Consider the following 18,595-nt stretch of genomic DNA (forward strand, 5'->3'; position numbering starts at 1 on the left):
GATATTTTACCGAAAGCGGTTTCGACAAACACATTATTACACCAATATTTTGGTTTGTAAAGACATTTTTTCTGAATCTTTTTTTGTCTTTTACGAGAATGTACTGTATCCGCTTAAGGAATAAAAGCCCTTTATTATCAAGCATTTTAAACATTATCTTATCTTGATGTTAGCGTTGACGAAGGTCCGAAAACCAAGTAGACTATTTACGAAATTATTTTCGTAAAACGTAAAAATTTTTGGTTTCTATTCTCCAAATTAGAGCTATAATAGGAGGAGGAATCGTTCGTTAATAAGGGGGCAATACCTTTGTCGATCAATATTAAAAAAATAGCGGAAATGGCCGGTGTATCGGTATCTACCGTTTCAAAGATCATTAATAACTACAGTGATATATCCGAGGAAACGAAAGCGAAAGTTCTCGAAATCATGAAGCAGACCGGCTATGTCCCCTCTAATTCAGCGAAAACGCTGGCTACGAAAAAATCGAATTTAATCGGAGTTATTTTCGCGGGGAAACTGAATGTGGATTTTACTCATCCTTTCTTTATTGAGGTGCTTAATGCCTTCAAGAAGCAGATGGGATTTTTAGGCTACGATTTACTCTTTTTCTCCAATGAAAAGTTCTACTCGGTTGATGGCGACTATCTGGCCCGTTGCCTGCACTATCAAGTAGACGGATGCATCATCGTTACCGGGCAAGAGGTTGAACCTTCGATCAGCGAGCTGGATCATAGCGAAATTCCCTGCATCGGTGTAGATATTCAGTTAACCGGCAAAAGCTCGGGGTATATCATGTCCGATAACTATAAAATGTCATACAAAGTGGTCGAGCACTTCTATTTACTGGGCTATCGTGAGCTTGGCTATATCGGTAGCACCCTTGAATCGGACATTTCGAATATGCGTGAGAATGGTTATAAGGATGCGATTGAAAGCTTTGGCCTTCCTGTTACAGATTCCTGGTTCGTCAATGGGGACAACTTCTTTGAATCGAGTGGTTACGAGGCGATGAACAAAATGATTGAGAACGGCAGATTGCCTCAGGCGATCTTCGCCGCCTCGGACCTGATCGCCATCGGCGCCATGCGTGCGCTCAAAGAGCACCAACTTCGCGTTCCTGAGGATATCGCCATCGTCGGCTGCGATGATATAGACGCATGTAAATATACGAGCCCGGCGCTGACTACGATCCGTCAGAACAAGGACAAGATCGGCAGACTCGCGGCCTCCTTGCTTTACGACTTGATTAATAACCAGTCGGAAACGAGCAATGTCGTCGTAGAACCCGAGCTGGTTGTCCGCGAATCTTGCGGCAGCAAGCTAAGACAAGCCGGAATTCCTGCAATGGAGCCTTAAACGGCTTAGAATTTGACTAGAAAAGCGTGAGCGTAGGACTCTTTTCCCTACCAGCTCGCGCTTTTGTTTAGAAACAATAATAAACTGATTTCCCCTCTAAAAAGTCCATACATAGAGTATCACAAATTTCTGCCGCATTCTTTTTAATCCAACTGTTTCTGTTAGAATCCCGAATAAAAAAAACGTAGCTGATAAAAATGTCCATAAAAATTAAGCCTTCAACGTACCGCAAATCATTAAGCGTAAATGCTCTTTTAGCCGAATAGCCGTTTAGAAATGCTCCTCTTAGATCGCTTGGGAGCATAGAAGATGCGCTGCCTACATCGAACAAATCATAACCATATCCAGATAAACTAAAATCGATGAGGCAAGGCCTACTTTCATGCATAATAATATTTCCTAATTGTAAGTCTGCATGGATAAGACCCCAAGAGTTTTCCTGCTTATCCAACTCCCTAAGCTGCCCCTTTACTAGTTCAAGAACTTCTTGAATCGTTTGATACTGTCCTCGACTGTACAAATTTAATTCCACACCGACTTGAAGTTCACTTATGGCAACATCAATTCGTTCCGCATCGTACATAGGCCTAATTAAATTTTGAATTGGCATGCGACGGCGTGATGTCTCGTGGAAAGTTGCCAATGTTTCTCCTATTGCGAAGGCTATTTCACTACCGTTTTCTTCCTTGAGGGTTAGCGTTGCCCCTTCGATCCACGATAATAACGTCGCAAAGTATGGAGTGTCACATTCATGAGTGTAGTATATGGTAACATACTCGCCACAACTATTCGCAATCGGTTTTTGGACACATAACGATTTATTGTTATTTAGCTCCCTCAGAAGAATCATTTCGGACTGAATGCCTTGTAAAGTATTCTGTACGCCCGCAAAGCCTTCGGAAGCTGGTGTATGGATACGCAGCAAATAACTTTTCTGATCTGTTCCGTCCGTGACTTTATAGGTGATATTCTCATTATGTCGAAGGAATTTGAGTTGGGGATCCGTCAAAAAATAGGATTTTATAACTTGCTTCGCTAATACAGCATGCTCCATACATACACCTCTCTCTCCTACTGAATGGCCTTAGAACATCAGGCCCTTCTTCTCTTAAAAACGATAATGACGTCTCTCGATTGCCCTTGAGATAGATTTGTATCGAAGCAGGAAACGAGCTCCCAGCCCTCAAAACCATATTGGTTCAATTCATGCTCAAATTGTTCGGCGTCTACTTTCCCCCCTAAAAATCCTCCGGTCTTGTATTTGATTGTTTTGTACTCCCATTGCTCCATTTTGTCTCTTCTCCTTAACTGGATTAGCTTTAATTGCTTAAGAAAAGTCTACTAAACCAAAGAAAGAAGAACAGTAACAAATATAATACAAAAAAAGCCGCCCTCGAGGCATGGTGCCTTCTGAGGACGGCTTCTTGACGTTAGCGCTAATATTACAGATCGTAATAAAGTCCGAATTCGTAAGGATGTACTCTAACCGCTACGGATCTCGCTTCAGCACGTTTCAGTTCAACGAAGTTGCTGATGAACGCTTGTGTGAATACGCCACCTTGAGTCAAGAACTCGGAATCGGCTTCCAGAGCGCTCAGAGCTTCTTCAAGCGAACCTGGAACGCTGCGGATTTGAGCTTTTTCAGCGGCGGACAATTCATAAATGTTTTTATCGAAAGGTCCGTATCCGAGTTTAACCGGGTCGATTTTGTTCTTGATTCCGTCAAGGCCAGCCATCAGCATTGCGGAGAAGGCCAGATAAGGGTTCGCTGTGGAGTCCGGAGTACGGAACTCGATCCGGCAGCCTTTAGGCGTTACAGCAGCGACTGGAATACGGACAGCTGCCGAGCGGTTACCTTTGGAGTAAACAAGGTTAACCGGTGCTTCAAAGCCTGGAACCAGACGTTTAAACGAGTTGGTGCTTGGATTCGTGAAAGCGATCAGAGCAGGTGCATGGTACAGAATACCGCCGATGTAATGCAGCGCTGTTTCGCTCAGGTTGGCATAAGCGCCTTTTTCATAGAACATCGGAGTATCGCCGTTAAAGATCGATTGGTGAACGTGCATCCCGCTACCATTATCACCGAACAACGGTTTTGGCATAAAGGTTGCCGTCTTTCCGAATTGAGCCGCCGTATTGTGAACAATATATTTGTACACCATCAGGTTATCGGCTGTTTTCAGCAGCGTATCAAAACGGAAGTTGATTTCCGCTTGACCAGAAGTTGCCACTTCGTGGTGGTGACGTTCTACGCGAATACCAGTTTCTTCAAGCAACCGGCACATTTCACTACGGATGTCTTGCTGTTTGTCCGTTGGTGCAACCGGAACATAACCGCCTTTAACCGGAACTTTATAACCCAGGTTTCCGCCTTCTTCAACACGGCCGGTGTTCCACATAGCTTCTTCGGAATCTACCGAGTAGAAGGTTTTGTTCATGCCGCTTTCAAACCGTACATCGTCAAAAATAAAGAACTCAGATTCTGGAGCAAAGAAAGCTGCCGTACCAATTCCGGTCTCTTTCAAATATTCTTCCGCACGTACTGCGATACTGCGTGGGTCACGCTCGTAACGCTCGCCGTCCGGCGTATAGATATCGCAAAATACATTCAACGTTGGATGAGCTGTAAACGGATCTACGAAAACTGCGCCTTCATCCGGCATCATAACCATGTCCGATTCCTCAATACCGCGGAAACCCGGAATTGACGATCCGTCGAAAGCTACGCCATTAACGAATGTATTCTCGTCCACTTCTTTCGCTGGAAGAGTAATATGGTGCGCCCGTCCCGACAAGTCAACAAATCGAAAATCCACCCATTCAATTTGTTTTTCTTTGATAGTTTTTAAAACGAACTCTGCTGACATACACTTTCCTCCCCAAATCACGAACATTAAATCTCGTTATTGCGAGTAACGTTCATCCTTTTGTTTTAGTCTGTCGTCATTATAGAGCCAGCAAGTTATCTCGTCAATACTTATGTCAGGTATTTTTATGTCTCATGTTAGGTATCGTGACACTGAGTACAAATTTATCGACAAAAAGTATAAGTAAACCGCCTATCGGTGTCTATAATCTAAAAAAAGCCCCTCCGCCACCATGACGAAGGAGCCAAAGGAATAAAGATATTTTCGAGTGGAAAAATTGCAACCAAATGTGATCAAAAATCGACTTTTACTTAAACTTGTACTGGCGCCTTTGGCGTATCAAAGCGTTTTCCCACAAGTGGAGCCAGCTTTTCCAAATCTTCCAGCAATGCTGCAAATTGATCAGGGAATAGCGATTGAACTCCATCGCCGGTCATCGAGTTGTCCGGGTCGGTATGCATCTCGATAATAAGTCCGTTGGCACCTGCTGCCACCGAAGCTTTCGCCATCGGCTCAACCAACTCGCGCCGTCCTGTACCGTGGCTCGGGTCGGAAATGACCGGCAGATGGCTGAGGCTTTGAAGAACTGGAATCGCCGCCAGGTCCAGCGTATTTCTCGTATAGGTTTCAAACGTGCGGATGCCGCGTTCGCATAACATAACATTCGGGTTGCCGCCGGCCAAGATGTATTCCGCTGCGTTGAGAAATTCGTCGTAAGTGGCGCTGAAGCCGCGTTTCAGCAGGACAGGCTTATTACATGTACCCAGCTTCCGCAGCAGGTCGAAGTTTTGCATATTACGTGTACCAACCTGCAGTATATCGGCATACTCGGCGCATACGTCAACGTATTCGGGAGTCATTACCTCAGTAATGGTTAACAGGCCATGCTTTTTCCCAGCCTCGGCCATCATAATGAGACCTTCTACACCGATCCCCTGGAAGCTGTATGGACCCGTACGCGGTTTGAACGCACCGCCACGGAGCACCTGACCTCCAGCTGCCTTAACCAATCTAGCGATATCGTCAATTTGCTGTGGCGATTCTACTGCACATGGGCCGCCCATTACTACCAGGTCACTGCCACCTATTTTTACATCGCCTATAGTAATTACTGTATCCTCAGGGTGAAAATCCCTGCTTGCCAGTTTATATGATTTTGAAATTTTAATGACATTTTCAACATCCTTCATTTGGCGAAGATGCTCAGCCAGTTTCGGTTCGATGGATCCGATCAAACCGATGACGGTACGATCTTTGCCGCGGGATACATGCGTCTGCAAGCCTTCCTTTTCGATCACTGCAATAATTTCCTGTACGCGCTCCTCAGGCGTATGGTTAGAAGTAATTACGATCATCTTCACTCATCCTCTCATCCTATAGGCCAACTATAATTAAATTCAGAATCAGCCATCCATTAAGTTAAATGCTATTTCACTTGAACGCTTGTTCGCTTTTAAGCTTTTATCCATTAAAGTAACTATATAGGATTACATCCTTTCCGTCAAGCCCAACCTTCAAGATTGCTTTCCTAGCAACCGCACGAAAAGGAAAGACACACAAAGGAAGGGCAAGTGAGTTAAAACAGTGAATCCTCTCTGCAATTGGAAGTCATCATACAAGCCCTTGAATATAAGAAAAACGCCTGACGGCGTCCTTTGAGTTAGCTTAGACTTCTACATTGGGGTGATGGGAGGGATGGGTATGGGGTTTCACCCGCTGTTAAAGTCGTGTTCTTAAGGAACGAATCATAGGGTCAGAACACGACTTTAAAGGCGGGCCGTAAACTTTCCACCCCATACCCATTCCCTCTTCTGTTCTATTCCTTGCTCCCTGCAGCTTTTTTCAAAATCTCACCGATCTATTAGGCGTCTATCAGGGGAGTTCGACCGCGGGCTAAGGGTAGTGTTTTACTCTTGGTCACATCCTTTTGCTTCTTGTCTCTCACCCTTCGACAGTAGATGTATTATATACAGCTATTTCCGCACAAACTGAAGCTTTTGGAATTTTAGTTGCATTTCGTACATCTAAAATGAGGCAATTTGCCTTGGCAGGTTCGTTTTGCCGATTTTAGCTGCACTTTCTGCATTTAAATGCTCAAAGGTTCCAAATAAGCGGCATTTAACTGCAGGAAATGCATTTAGTCGTAAGTCCGACGCCGATTTTCCACTCACATATTACTCTTTTGCTGATCGTCTACAAGGTTTGAAAGTGCGGTGCTTGTCCCCCGCTTCATCTTCATTCTGGCTAAACTATACGCTTTTTTCGTCCCACATACATAGCTAACAAAATTCTTTCCCCAGAAATTATAAATTCTATACTGTTAAGAAAACCGTCCGAAAATATCTTCGGACGGTCCTATATGGTGACCTGCCTCTAAATGTATTTAGTAAGGCCAAAATCGATTAACGACCAACAAACTCCTGAGCCCAGTAGCCGTTATAATAGCCGACGCCGATTAGATTGAAATTAGCACTAAGAATGTTAGCACGGTGCCCGGCGCTGTTCATCCAAGCGTTTACAACATCAGCAGGCGTTTTTTGACCCATGGCGATATTTTCGCCAGCGTAGCTGTACAATATACCATACGATTTCATCATATCAAATGGTGATCCCTGAGTTGGTGAATTGTGATCAAAATACTTATTTTGACTCATATCCTGCGCTTTTGCGAGAGCCATTTTGTTCAGCGCATAATCGCCGGTGAGTGGCTTCAGGCCTTGTTTTGCACGCTCCTGATTAACCAGAGTAATCACTTGGGTAGCAAACTGGGACTTATCTGCCGTTGTTCCGGTCGCTACTTGGTTTCCAGTTTGAACCGGTTGCTTCGCAGGCTGTTGTACCGGTTTTTGCTGCACCGGCTGCTGCTGTACTGGTTTTTGCTGCACCGGCTGTGGCGTATATACAGTATTCCAAGGGATGGAGTTGAAATATGTTGTCCAGTTAACCGTTTTATATGTTGTATTAGTTGTTTGATAAGTCATATATGATCCTGCAGAAGCCGAAGCCGGAAGGATCAAGCCTGCAGTCAGCAATGCGGTTAGCCCGCCAGTCACCAAGCGTTTCATATAAGGTTTTCTCATGTTGTCATCTCCTTAGCTGCTATTGTTAATCTTTGGTTACATTTTTGTAACCTTTACAATTAGGAGTATAACATGAAACTAGAGAAGAAGGATCCCCGCAAATGTTGGAAGAGCATACAAAAAACCGTCCTTTCTTGAGAGGATTTACCTCATCATAGAAGGGACGGCAATCGTCGCAACGCCTAATCACGTAGATTTACTTCGATATTATTCCTTATTGTCGCTTGCTAAAGCCTTCACAGGCGGTAGAAGCTTCTTCATGTTAACTGTCCGGTGAATTTCCCATGTAGCCGGATTTGCCGAATCATACTGCTCCAAATAATTGATGACTTCCTTCGTGATCGGGGTCGGTGTAGATGCGCCGGAGGTGACCGCCACTTTACTGATCCCCTGAAGCCATTCCTGCTTCAGCTCCGTCACGTCAGCGATCCGGTACGCCCTTACACCAGCGATCTCCTCGGCCACCTGGGCCAGCCGATTGGAATTGTTGCTGCGAGGATCACCGACCACGATGACCAGATCCGCCTGCCCTGCTTGCTCTGCAACCGCCTCCTGCCGCATCTGCGTTGCGAGGCAAATCTCATTGTGTACTTCTGCACCCGGATACTTTTCCAGCAGTTTTTTCATAATATGCTTGATGTCCCACTGACTCATCGTTGTCTGATTCGTGATCACGATTTTGTCTGCGGTCAAGTTCAGATCAGCGATTTCCTCTTCCTTCTCAATTAGATGAACGCGCCCTGGCGAGACACCGACGGCACCTTCCGGCTCCGGATGCCCCTTCTTTCCGATATAAATCACTTCATAGCCTTCTGCTACTTTCTCAGAAATCAGTGTATGGGTTTTCGTAACATCGGGACAAGTGGCATCAACGGTGGTGAGTCCTCTCTCCCGCGCCAGCTTACGAACCTCCGGCGACACTCCGTGCGCGGTAAAAATAACGGTCCCCCGGTCCACCTGATTTAAAATGTCCAGTCGGTTAGGCCCATCCAGTGTAATGATCCCTTCATCCTCAAAGGAATTCGTGACATGACTGTTATGGACAATCATGCCTAATATATAAATCGGCCGCGGCAAGTCGAGGTTTTTCGCTGCCTGTCTGGCCAGTACCATCGCATCTACAACGCCGTAGCAGTAGCCGCGCGGCGATATTTTAATGACTTCCATAGCTTCGATCCCTTCTTTCTTGTTTCCCAAATTTCCTGACGGAGGGAAGCTATTCTATTATATCTTATTCCGGAAAGGCGTTAAAGATGGCCGGGAGCCAGATGATAAAGGTCGTTCCTTCCCCAAGCTTTGTCATAACCTCTACAGATCCATCATGCTCATCAATGATCCACTTGGCGATCGATAAACCTAGTCCAGTGCCTTGAATGACTCCCCGAGAAGGATCCGCCCGGTAGAACCGTTCGAAGATATGCGGAACCTCGCCGCGGTCCATTCCGATCCCGGTATCGGCAATTCGAATCCCAATTTGCTTACCTGAGCGAATGGCGTCGATCGTCACGCTGCCCTCCTGGGTATACTTAAACGCATTTTCAATGAAGATGAACAGCATTTGCTGTAAATAATCTTTGCTCCCGTTAACACAGGTATCCTCCAACGCATCCAGATTCCCCTGAATCCACTCTGCCTTGCGGGGAAGAAATTGAGCACGGCGGATAACCTCCTCGACCACCGGCTGAAGTAAGATCGGCTCCTTCGTGACTGTTTGACCTGCATCAGCGCGAGCCAGCGACAGCATATCATTGACAAGACGGCTCATCCGCTCCGATTCGGCCGCGATGTCACTTACCGCCTCCAGCGAATAATCTCTTACCTCATCCTCTTCAAGCGTATCTCTCTTCTTGGCGTCCGGGCTCCACATTTTCTTTAAAAGATCCACGTTGCCGCGAATCGTTGTAAGCGGAGTTCTAAGCTCATGCGATGCATCGGATACAAAGCGGCGCTGTGCCGAATATGCTTCATCCAGCTCCTTGTAAAATCCCTCAGTCCTCTCCAGCATTCCGTTTACGGTCCCGATCAGGCGGCCGATCTCGTCATTGGGACCGTTGTAGTCGATACGCACGCTTAGATCATTCCCGGTCTGAATGCCGTTCGCTGCCTCAATTACCTTGCCGATCGGTGCCATCGATTTGCGGGCAAGGAACATTCCTAACGAGCTGGCAATAATGATAAGGAATACGGATCCAAACAGCAAAACGGTGCGCATTTGATGCATCAGCCGATTTTCGGCGTTGGTGTCTGCGGCCAGCTGCAGTAATCCGACAATCGTATTCTCATTAAGAACAAGAGCTCTTTCATACAAAATATAGGAATTTCCGTTTATTGTGATGTTTTGAAACTTGCCTTTTTTTCCGATGTCTTCAATGTCAGGCACGGGAAAAGCGATATTACGCTCGCGCAACCCGCTTGACCTACGGGCGATGCCGGTAACATAGTTGTTTAGCTGCCAGGATATTCGCGCATCCTCCAACCGCATTCTCTGTTCAGGCTCGAAATCCATGTTCCAGCCTTGTGAAAGTGTAACATTGGTGGTACTCAAAATTTGATCGGCTTGCTCGCTCAATTTTTTCTTTACTTCCTCAAACGTGTTATATCTGACTAGCCCAAAAATCGATACGCTAAAAAGAATGAGCATAATCGCCAACATGCCGGTATACCAAGCGGTCAGGCGTAACCGGATCGACATGTTAGGCGTCCCCTCTCAGAATGTAACCGGCGCCTCGGATCGTTTGAATGACACGCTTCCCACCGTGCTCCTCCGTTTTTTGTCTCAGCATGGCAATATAGACTTCCAACACATTGGACTCCCCGCTGTAGTCGTAACCCCATATTTTATCCATAATCAAATCGCGGGTCAGCAGGCGCTTAGGATTCTGCATGAACAGGTGCAGCAGTTCAAATTCCTTGGCCGTCAGCTCAAGCCGGTCCCCGGCGCGCACCACCTCACGCGACTCCAGATCCATCACAATATCCTCAAAGATCAGACGTTGGCCGCCTCCCTCTCCGGAGGTATCCTTGCGGCGAAGCAAAGCTCTCACCCGAGCTAGCAGTTCCTCCAATGCAAACGGTTTGACCAGGTAATCATCGGCACCGATATCTAGCCCCTTCACCCGGTTCTCAACCTCATCCTTGGCGGTCAACATCAGCACCGGCACGGTACTGCCCCCTTCACGCAAGCGCCGGCACACTTCAAAGCCGTCGATCTTCGGCATCATCACATCCAGAATAATCAAATCCGGATCAGCGCTCAGGATCATGGACAGCCCTTCCGCTCCATTATTCGCCGTATATACGTCATATCCCTCAAATGCCAGGCCGCGACGCAGCATGGATGTGATTTTCTCATCGTCATCAATGACTAATATTCCCGATCTCACCGGAACCTCTCCTTGTCGTATCGTGTATTTCTTCTCTTCTCATATTAGCAAATGTAGAACGCGGAGCGCATCTATACCAAAGAGGCGGCAGGCTAATCCCTGCCGCCTCTCCTCATTCGGCTCGACGATCCATATACGGTTATTCCAAATTGGTGAATTGATTTTTGTCGCCGATCGTGATGTCCAAATCAACGGATTTGCCATCACGAATCACATTGAAGGTAACTTTTGCGCCGACCTTTTGCTTTTGAATGTATTCAATGAGTTTTTCTTTCGTTGCATATTTCGTACCGTTTGCTCCTACGATAATGTCATATGGACGAAGGTCTGCAGTGTAAGCCGGCGACTTGAAGATGACATTAGTGACAACCGATCCTTCTTTTACATTGGTGCCCATTTGTTTAGCTACTTCATCCGTCATGGTCATCAGCGTAGCACCGATAAATGGAACTGGTTTTTGCGGAATTTTCTCATTATTCTTCAGTTTATCAAGCACTTCATTAATCGTGCTGGTCGGGATGGCAAACCCAATCCCTTGGGAATCCGAGCTGACGGCCACATTAATGCCGATGACTTCACCGTTCAGATTCAAGAGCGGACCACCGGAGTTACCAGGATTAATTGAAGCGTCAGTTTGCAGCAAGTGTTCATACTGCCGATCTTTTTCGCCGTTTTCACCAGCGATAGTGATACCGCGTTCCTTCGCGCTAAGCACACCAGCTGTTACCGTATGGTCAAACCCTTGAGGGTTACCGATAGCAACCATCCATTCGCCGACTTGTGCGGTATCAGAATTCCCTAGCGGGATCGAAGGAAAATTGTTTTTGCCTTCGATTTTCAGGACAGCCAGGTCGAGCTCATAGCTCTTGCCGAGTACTTTGGCCTCATACGGCTTCTCTGTGTCCTGTACGGTTACTTGCACAACATCTGCGTTGTGCACCACGTGTTCGTTCGTCAAAATGTAGCCGGTTTTATCGAAAATGAAGCCGGAACCGATGCCTGTCGGTACGAGCTGATTGGAGCCGGAAGAAGAACCGCCGTTATTGCCGCTATTACCTCCAGAGTTTCCGCTGAACGGATCGTTTCCAAAGAAGTAACGGTAAAACGGATCGCTGCTGTAAGGGTTCGAACTGTTTCCTTGCTTACTGGACTTCACCAAGGTTTCGATTTTTACGACTGCCGGACCGGCCTGCTGTACAACTCTCGTGACGTCTCCTTGATTAGTAATTGGATATAATGCGGTAGATGCTTTCGATGACGAATTAGAGTTTGTCGTTGTTGACGTTGTACCGGAAGTCGTTCCATTAGATGTCGAGGCCGATGTGGCCACTGCAGCTTGATCTGAAGAGAATAGATTCGCCCGGTCAGCAAAGACCATCGCACCGGTTAATATGAGCATTCCGGCCAAAGCACCGGCGATAGCGGAGCGGAAGGAAAACTTCTTCGGCGGTTTGCTGTATTGCCAGTTTGCCCCATTCTTTGGAGTAGAACTGCTATTTCCATCCCCATTCCAACCTCCTGATGCGCCAGCGGAAGGCCGGATATCGTAAGCTGATGGAATCGGCTTCACCGGCTGCGGCTTCGTAATTTCCACTTCATCCAATTGCCGATGCTCGGTTACAGGTTCGCGATTCGATTCCTCCGTATTTTTGTTGTCGTTGCCATAGGATTGGAAAGGTCCATAAGAATAATAATATGATGAGCCTTTTTCCGGAGATTCCTGCGGCTTATCGCTCACGTTATCCTCCAAATTTTGGCTTTGTTTATCTTTTTGATCGTCCATTTTGTATGCCTCCTTCCCTGTATTAGCAGGGGTACTTGTTTGCTTGTTTTTATTGTGTACTAAAAACCTTAAGGGTACCTTAAAAACAATTAAAAAGGAGATAAAAGCTAGAAACGGTCATAGAATAACTCCGCCATAAAGGCTAAGCCAAACCAACTCTACTTTTCAAAACGCGTGTTAGGAATGGGAGACCCAGCCTTGTCGATGCGCGTAAATTGCCAGCTGTGTACGGTCATCTAGCTCGCACTTCATAAGTAAATTGCTGACATGCGTTTTAACCGTTTTGATACTGATATGCAGTTCCTCGGCGATATCCTTGTTCGTTTTACCCTCCGCAATCAGAAGCAGCACTTCCTTCTCACGTTCTGTGAGTCCGTTATCTTCGCCTTGCACAGTTTTTTGCCGTAATCCTCGAGTTAATGCTTGGGCTACATCGCCTGTCATAACCGGCATGCCACGGTACGCTCCTTGCAGTGCGTATATCAGCTCCTCCGCTGAAACGGTTTTGAGCACATAACTGACAGCTCCCGCCTCAATCGCCTGAACGACCAGCTCATCCTCGAGAAAACTTGTTAATATGACGATTTTCATATTAGGATACTGGCTCAGAACGGCTTTTGTCGCTTCTGCTCCATTCATAATAGGCATCATCAAATCCATTAAAATGATGTCAGGCAGCCCCCCGGAAATTCCTTGCTCCAAGGTGCTGATTGCCTCCTGACCGTCACCCGCCTCGGCGATGACCTCAAAGGCCGGATCCAGCATCAGATATGTTTTTAGCCCCATCCGTACCATGTCGTGGTCATCCACGATCATGACTTTGATTTTGCTGCTCATCCACGGCTTCCTCCTTGCTCTCCTCAAATTTCGGAATATGTACGCGAATCGTTGTGCCCGCTCCCGGCTTACTGATAATCTCGACATGGCCCCCCAGCTTCTCGGCTCTTTCTCTCATCGTCGTGAGCCCATAGGAGCCTTGCTTCTGATAGGTGCTGCTGAAGCCCTTCCCGTCATCACTGATGCTAAGCATAACCTGACGGGGTCCCTCGCGCAGTGACAAACTGACCATCGTTGCGCAGGCATGCTTGACGATATTGGCGATCGCCTCTTGAATGATCAGAAACAGCTGATGTTCCTTTGCTTCAGACAAGTCGCCCTGGATATCTACATCTTTTATCCCTTTTAGGCCGTTCTGTCTGCAGTAATCCGGAAACCACTGGTCAAGCCCTTGAGCCAAAGATTTACCGACGAGCTCCATCGGGCGAAGCTGGGCAATAAGCGCGCGCATTTGTTTCTGAGCCATGTTAGACATATGAATAAGCTGATCGAGTACCGTTTTAGCTTGTTCTTCGTTTGTTTCCAGTACTTTCGGCAGCGCTGATGCCGACATATGTATAGCGAACAGCTGCTGGCTTACCGTATCATGCAAATCGCGAGCAAGGCGTCTTCGTTCCTCCAATACAGCCTTTTCCGAAGCCTGCTCCTTCTCTATAACTTCCTGTTCACCTAGCTGTTGCAGCAACTGCATCTTTTTCTCTACGGCATCCGTCATATTGTTGAATTCCCGGAAGACGTTGTTAAATGTCTGATCAGCCGTTTCCGGCATCCTTACGGATAAATTCCCTTTCGCCACCTGCAGCATGTTTAGATGCAAAAGATCGATTTTCCCTTGAATTCGCCGACTGGCGATATAGCCAATAATGAGCGTCAAAACGACGGTCCCCGTTATATCGTAAATCCACACCCGGGGATCACATACCTTGATCACCCCGGTGATGGAGCCGACATATAAGGCAACCGCCGATAAGCTTCCGGTGAGCAGAAAGTAAAACAATAGCTCCCACTTCGTATTTTTCAGAATTCGTTGCACGATCATCGATTTAACCTACCATATTCACTTTGACGTCACCGATGAATACGCTGACGACCAGCTTAATTTTCTTATTAGCTTCACCATAGTAAGGGGACTGGACCGATACGCTGCTCATAAATCCGCCTTCCTTCTGCTTCAACACCTTCAAATCCCCGATAAAAGAGCTTGACGTTGCTACAATCCCTACATCCATATCTTCCGGAATGAATACTTTAACATCACCGATGAAGGAAGATACATTGATCTTCGTTTCACCGTAAGGAATTTGCGCCTTAGTTAAATCAATGACCGTATCCCCGATAAAATGTGAAATATTCATTGGTTTTAGCTGAAAATAGTCTTGTCCGATATGAACATCGCCGATAAAACCCGATTTATTGATAACTTCACTCGAAGCTGCAAAATTGCCTTCCATGTGTTTATAATTCGTACCAGTGAAATGAGGACGTTCCTGGTTAGCTTTTTTTTCGAAGTCCGAGTCCCCTTTTTGCTTAAATTTATCATTAAAAATATCATCGAGATTCGACTTCATTTCCGGGTGAAAGGTCGGTGGTACCGGCGGCTCCATAGGAGGAGTAGGCGGTGTTAAATCATTTTCCGAATGCCACGAATGTGGTCTGTGCCCATGCGGCTTGAACAAAACATAGAGACCGCAGCTAATTAGAATGATTGGAATAAAGAACTTGAAGAAATCCCCTGGTTCCAGGTAAATGATATCTAGATTACGGGCAAGAAAATAACCGCCGATCAAGAACAAAATCAGGCTTCCGATAAAGCTTCCGCCACGCCAGTTCCCATTTGCCAAGTTCGCCAGCCCCGCTAAAATCAGAAACACGGGCCAATACGTTGAAAAAAGATAGCCGATGCTGATGTCAGTAATTCCTAGCTGATTCAGCAGGAACACCCCGCCGATCCCAATCAGCACCATTCCGCCGATAAGTCTTCCGAATACGCCGTTTCTCATTATGTTTACCTCCACTTGGTTTAGCACTAGCTTTATTAATGTCAGTTTACAACATCAGCTTCACATTAAACAGCGGCGCAGGATGGAACCGTGTATCGGTCTCGAGACTGAGTAAGATCCATTATTTTGCAGAAAAAAGAGCGCCCTTGTGGACGCCCTCTAACTTCGCTTTACTATGGTTGGTTGGTTTGGCTTGCATTGCTCACAGGAGTAGTAGCGTTACGGGAAGCTTTTGCTTTTTGTGCAACCGTTGCAGTGCTATCTTCAGCAAACTCTTCATTGAACTTCTCATTAGGTGTTTTATAACCTGGAGAAGCTGCTCTTTTTTGACCTGCCATGGATGATTTCACCTCCCTTTTGCATAACTCAGCAATCAATATCGCTGAAGCTATGAGGTCGTTTGTCGTACGACCACATCGCTTATTATGCGAAACAGAGAAGCAAAATATGCGAACCAAATACCGATAACTATATCGCTGTATCCCATAGGTTTTCCGGGATTTCCTTGCTCACTTCCATCGCTTTGCCTAATTCACGAAGCATGGCTTCAGTCAGCTTGCCCTCGCCTTTACGGACGATTTGCACCTCAACTTCCTTTTTACCCCATTCCCTAAATACCTGTCTTGTGGTATCAAAATACAAGTCGATTTTCTTCCCTTTGATAGCCGATCCTTTGTCAGCCACCACACCATATCCGTATCCCGGAATGTACAAAATCGTACCGATCGGAAATACTTTCAGGTCGGCAGCAATCGTAGATACTGTATTTTTATCCCGGCGGACCTTTACTCCCGAGTAAGTGATGCCATATTGCGGGTGACTCGGCTTTTTACCTGTCGATTCGTAGCCTGCTGTATATCCGGTTGCAAGAACCTTGACTGTTTTTACAGATTTCTTCTTCCGTTCGCTTTCCGTTTTTATTGTAGCCGGTGCTATGTTCGTTTGTCTATTATGCCACAGCATAAGCCCCATTCGATCATGGGTCCATTTGAGTCCCAGCCAATTGAAGGATTTACGGATTTGCTGGAACGTCGATGGAACCGACCCCGATTTTGCTTGAGTCGGCGCTTCCGAGGCTAACGTAAGTGTGAGCAAGGCGGTGAGCACACAGCTGATCAGGATTCTTTGCCAGATAACAATTTGGCGCATGAGAAAACCTCCCCCTTATCCCGAAGGTTTTCCACATGCGCCTTAGTTTATACGTGTCTGATTTTAAATGATATGGTTACGAATGTCGGATTGCAGCTGTTCAGTGATATCGCTAAGCGGTTTCGCGCCAAGATCGCCCTCGCCCCGTTTACGGACAGATACCGTACCACTGCTTTGTTCATTTTCACCTACAACAAACATATACGGCACTTTTTCCAACTGGGCTTCACGGATTTTGTACCCCAGCTTCTCGTTTCGAAGATCGCTTTCGACACGAATTCCGGCGGCACGTAGTTTGTCCTCAACCTCTCGTGCATAATCGTCGAAGTTACCCGATACTGGAATGACTTTAACTTGAACCGGTGCAAGCCAAAGCGGCAGATTACCGGCAAAGTTCTCCAGCAAGAAGGCAGTGAAGCGTTCCATTGTGCCCAAAATCCCACGATGCAGAACGACTGGGCGGTGTTTAGCTCCGTCATCACCGACATACTCAAGCTCAAACCGTTCCGGCAGCAGGAAGTCAATTTGAATCGTGGAGAGGGTTTCTTCTTTGCCTAAAGCTGTCTTAATTTGTACATCCAGCTTCGGACCATAGAAGGCTGCTTCACCTTCTGCTTCGTAGAACGGAAGACCAGCTTCCTCTACAACTTCACGAAGCATGCTCTGAGCGGTATTCCACATATCATCGTTCTGGAAGTATTTCTCCGTATCTTCCGGATCGCGGTAGGACAAACGGAAACGGTATTCATCGATGCCAAAATCTTTATATACCTGCTTAATGAGATCAAGCACTCGCGTAAATTCGCTTTTAATTTGATCCAGACGGCAGAAAATATGCGCATCATTAAGCGTCATGGAACGAACGCGGTGCAAACCGGTCAATGCCCCGGACATTTCGTAACGGTGCTGCATTCCGAGCTCAGCGATCCGAATCGGCAGATCCCGATAGCTTCTCATTTCGCTCTTGTACACCATCATATGGTGTGGGCAGTTCATCGGACGGAGTACGAATTCTTCTGTATCGATCGTCATTTTCGGGAACATATCTTCCTGATAGTGCTCCCAGTGACCCGACGTTTTGTACAGGTCCACGTTACCGAGCACCGGAGTATATACGTGTTGGTACCCTAAACGTTCTTCAATATCAACGATATACCGCTCAAGCGTACGGCGAACTGTTGCACCTTGTGGCAGCCAGATCGGCAGCCCTTGGCCAACCAGATTGTTAAAGGTAAAGATCTTAAGCTCTTTCCCCAGTTTACGGTGATCCCGCTTCTTCGCTTCTTCCAGGAAATGTAAGTGTTCATCCAACTCGGCCTTTTTCATAAATGCTGTTCCATAAATGCGCTGCAGCATTTTGTTATTGCTGTTGCCGCGCCAGTAAGCTCCGGCTACGCTAAGCAGCTTGAACACCTTGATTTTACCGGTCGAAGGAACATGCGGCCCACGGCAAAGATCGAAAAATTCGCCTTGATCATAGATGGAGATGACACTGTCCTCTGGAAGATCACGGATCAATTCAAGCTTATATGGATCGCCCAGTTCGGTAAAAATTGCCACCGCTTCATCACGGCTCACTTCACGCCGGGTAATCGGTAAATTTTCACCAATAATGCGTTCCATCTCTTTTTCAATTTTTTGCAGATCCTCTGGATTAAGCGGTTGCTCAAGATCCATGTCATAGTAGAAGCCGTCTTCGATAACCGGTCCAATCCCGAGTTTAACTTCTTTGTTTCCAAAAAGGCGTTTAACCGCCTGAGCCATAAGGTGGGCGCTGCTGTGACGCATGATTTCGAGCCCGTCCTTAGAGTCTGCCGTAATAATTTCTACTGCAGCCCCATCTACCAACTTGGAATTCAGGTCTACTGCTGCACCATTGATTTTTCCGGCAAGTGCATTTTTACGAAGACCGCTGCTAATTGAACCAGCTACGTCCTCTAAAGTACTTCCTTCCACATACTCCCGAACCGAACCGTCCGGCAAAGAAATTGATACTGCCACCGTTTTTTCCTCCCTGATTTGGAATGTTTGGTCACCGGAGGCGGACAACAAAAAAACGCCCGTCCCGGAAAGGGACGAGCGTAATATACCCGTGGTTCCACCCTCATTCGGCTGCTTCGCTTAACAAACAAGCGAG

The 18,595-nt window shown here is 46.6% G+C and carries 16 protein-coding genes; 1 reads left to right on the top strand and 15 read right to left on the bottom strand.

Annotation, left to right across the window (positions count from 1 at the left end):
* The first annotated feature begins 315 nt into the window (after positions 1-315).
* Positions 316-1,359: a LacI family DNA-binding transcriptional regulator gene (locus ACFQ3W_RS19460; protein WP_379320984.1), complete on the top strand. Its 1,044-nt coding sequence runs from the start codon at positions 316-318 to the stop codon at positions 1,357-1,359.
* Positions 1,360-1,426: 67 nt separating this feature from the next.
* On the opposite strand, the gene ACFQ3W_RS19465 is transcribed toward ACFQ3W_RS19460, so the two are convergent.
* From ACFQ3W_RS19465 to thrS, 15 genes are all read right to left on the bottom strand, one after another.
* The gene (locus tag ACFQ3W_RS19465) at positions 1,427-2,413 is read right to left on the bottom strand and encodes a phosphotransferase enzyme family protein (RefSeq protein ID WP_379320901.1); all 987 of its coding nucleotides are present in this window, start codon (positions 2,411-2,413) and stop codon (positions 1,427-1,429) included.
* 38 nt (positions 2,414-2,451) lie between these two features.
* Positions 2,452-2,649, bottom strand: coding sequence for a DUF4177 domain-containing protein (locus ACFQ3W_RS19470; RefSeq protein WP_379320902.1), 198 nt, complete (start codon positions 2,647-2,649; stop codon positions 2,452-2,454).
* Positions 2,650-2,801: 152 nt separating this feature from the next.
* Positions 2,802-4,226, bottom strand: coding sequence for a type I glutamate--ammonia ligase (glnA, locus tag ACFQ3W_RS19475; protein ID WP_379320903.1), 1,425 nt, complete (start codon positions 4,224-4,226; stop codon positions 2,802-2,804).
* A 311-nt stretch (positions 4,227-4,537) separates the two neighbouring features.
* A complete protein-coding gene (aroF, locus tag ACFQ3W_RS19480; protein WP_379320985.1) occupies positions 4,538-5,581 on the bottom strand; it encodes a 3-deoxy-7-phosphoheptulonate synthase in 1,044 nt (347 codons plus the stop codon).
* A 1,047-nt stretch (positions 5,582-6,628) separates the two neighbouring features.
* Positions 6,629-7,306, bottom strand: coding sequence for a CAP domain-containing protein (locus ACFQ3W_RS19485; protein WP_379320904.1), 678 nt, complete (start codon positions 7,304-7,306; stop codon positions 6,629-6,631).
* 207 nt (positions 7,307-7,513) lie between these two features.
* Positions 7,514-8,473, bottom strand: a complete 960-nt coding sequence (locus ACFQ3W_RS19490) for a 4-hydroxy-3-methylbut-2-enyl diphosphate reductase (protein WP_379320986.1) — start codon at positions 8,471-8,473, stop codon at positions 7,514-7,516.
* 64 nt (positions 8,474-8,537) lie between these two features.
* Positions 8,538-9,998 carry a sensor histidine kinase gene (locus ACFQ3W_RS19495; protein WP_379320905.1) on the bottom strand — a complete coding sequence of 487 codons (1,461 nt, stop codon included), beginning with the start codon at positions 9,996-9,998 and terminating at the stop codon, positions 8,538-8,540.
* Position 9,999: 1 nt separating this feature from the next.
* A complete protein-coding gene (locus ACFQ3W_RS19500; protein ID WP_379320906.1) occupies positions 10,000-10,689 on the bottom strand; it encodes a response regulator transcription factor in 690 nt (229 codons plus the stop codon).
* A gap of 139 nt (positions 10,690-10,828) precedes the next feature.
* A complete protein-coding gene (locus tag ACFQ3W_RS19505) occupies positions 10,829-12,472 on the bottom strand; it encodes a S1C family serine protease (RefSeq protein WP_379320907.1) in 1,644 nt (547 codons plus the stop codon).
* 177 nt (positions 12,473-12,649) lie between these two features.
* Complete coding sequence (locus tag ACFQ3W_RS19510) at positions 12,650-13,309, bottom strand: response regulator (protein WP_379320908.1); 660 nt, start codon at positions 13,307-13,309, stop codon at positions 12,650-12,652.
* Positions 13,275-14,348 carry a histidine kinase gene (locus ACFQ3W_RS19515; RefSeq protein WP_379320909.1) on the bottom strand — a complete coding sequence of 358 codons (1,074 nt, stop codon included), beginning with the start codon at positions 14,346-14,348 and terminating at the stop codon, positions 13,275-13,277. The genes ACFQ3W_RS19510 and ACFQ3W_RS19515 overlap by 35 nt, the downstream gene beginning before the upstream one ends.
* 4 nt (positions 14,349-14,352) lie before the next feature.
* Entirely contained in the window at positions 14,353-15,309 is a 957-nt protein-coding gene (gene liaF / locus ACFQ3W_RS19520; RefSeq protein WP_379320910.1) for a cell wall-active antibiotics response protein LiaF, read from the bottom strand.
* A 173-nt stretch (positions 15,310-15,482) separates the two neighbouring features.
* The gene (locus ACFQ3W_RS19525) at positions 15,483-15,647 is read right to left on the bottom strand and encodes a hypothetical protein (RefSeq protein WP_379320911.1); all 165 of its coding nucleotides are present in this window, start codon (positions 15,645-15,647) and stop codon (positions 15,483-15,485) included.
* Between the two features lie 130 nt (positions 15,648-15,777).
* The gene (locus ACFQ3W_RS19530; protein WP_379320912.1) at positions 15,778-16,458 is read right to left on the bottom strand and encodes a 3D domain-containing protein; all 681 of its coding nucleotides are present in this window, start codon (positions 16,456-16,458) and stop codon (positions 15,778-15,780) included.
* 63 nt (positions 16,459-16,521) lie between these two features.
* Complete coding sequence (gene thrS, locus ACFQ3W_RS19535) at positions 16,522-18,459, bottom strand: threonine--tRNA ligase (protein WP_379320913.1); 1,938 nt, start codon at positions 18,457-18,459, stop codon at positions 16,522-16,524.
* Positions 18,460-18,595 lie beyond the last annotated feature (136 nt).

Origin of the sequence: Paenibacillus puldeungensis (assembly GCF_042678945.1) — a bacterium.
GTDB classification, from domain to species: Bacteria; Bacillota; Bacilli; order Paenibacillales; family Paenibacillaceae; genus Fontibacillus; species Fontibacillus puldeungensis.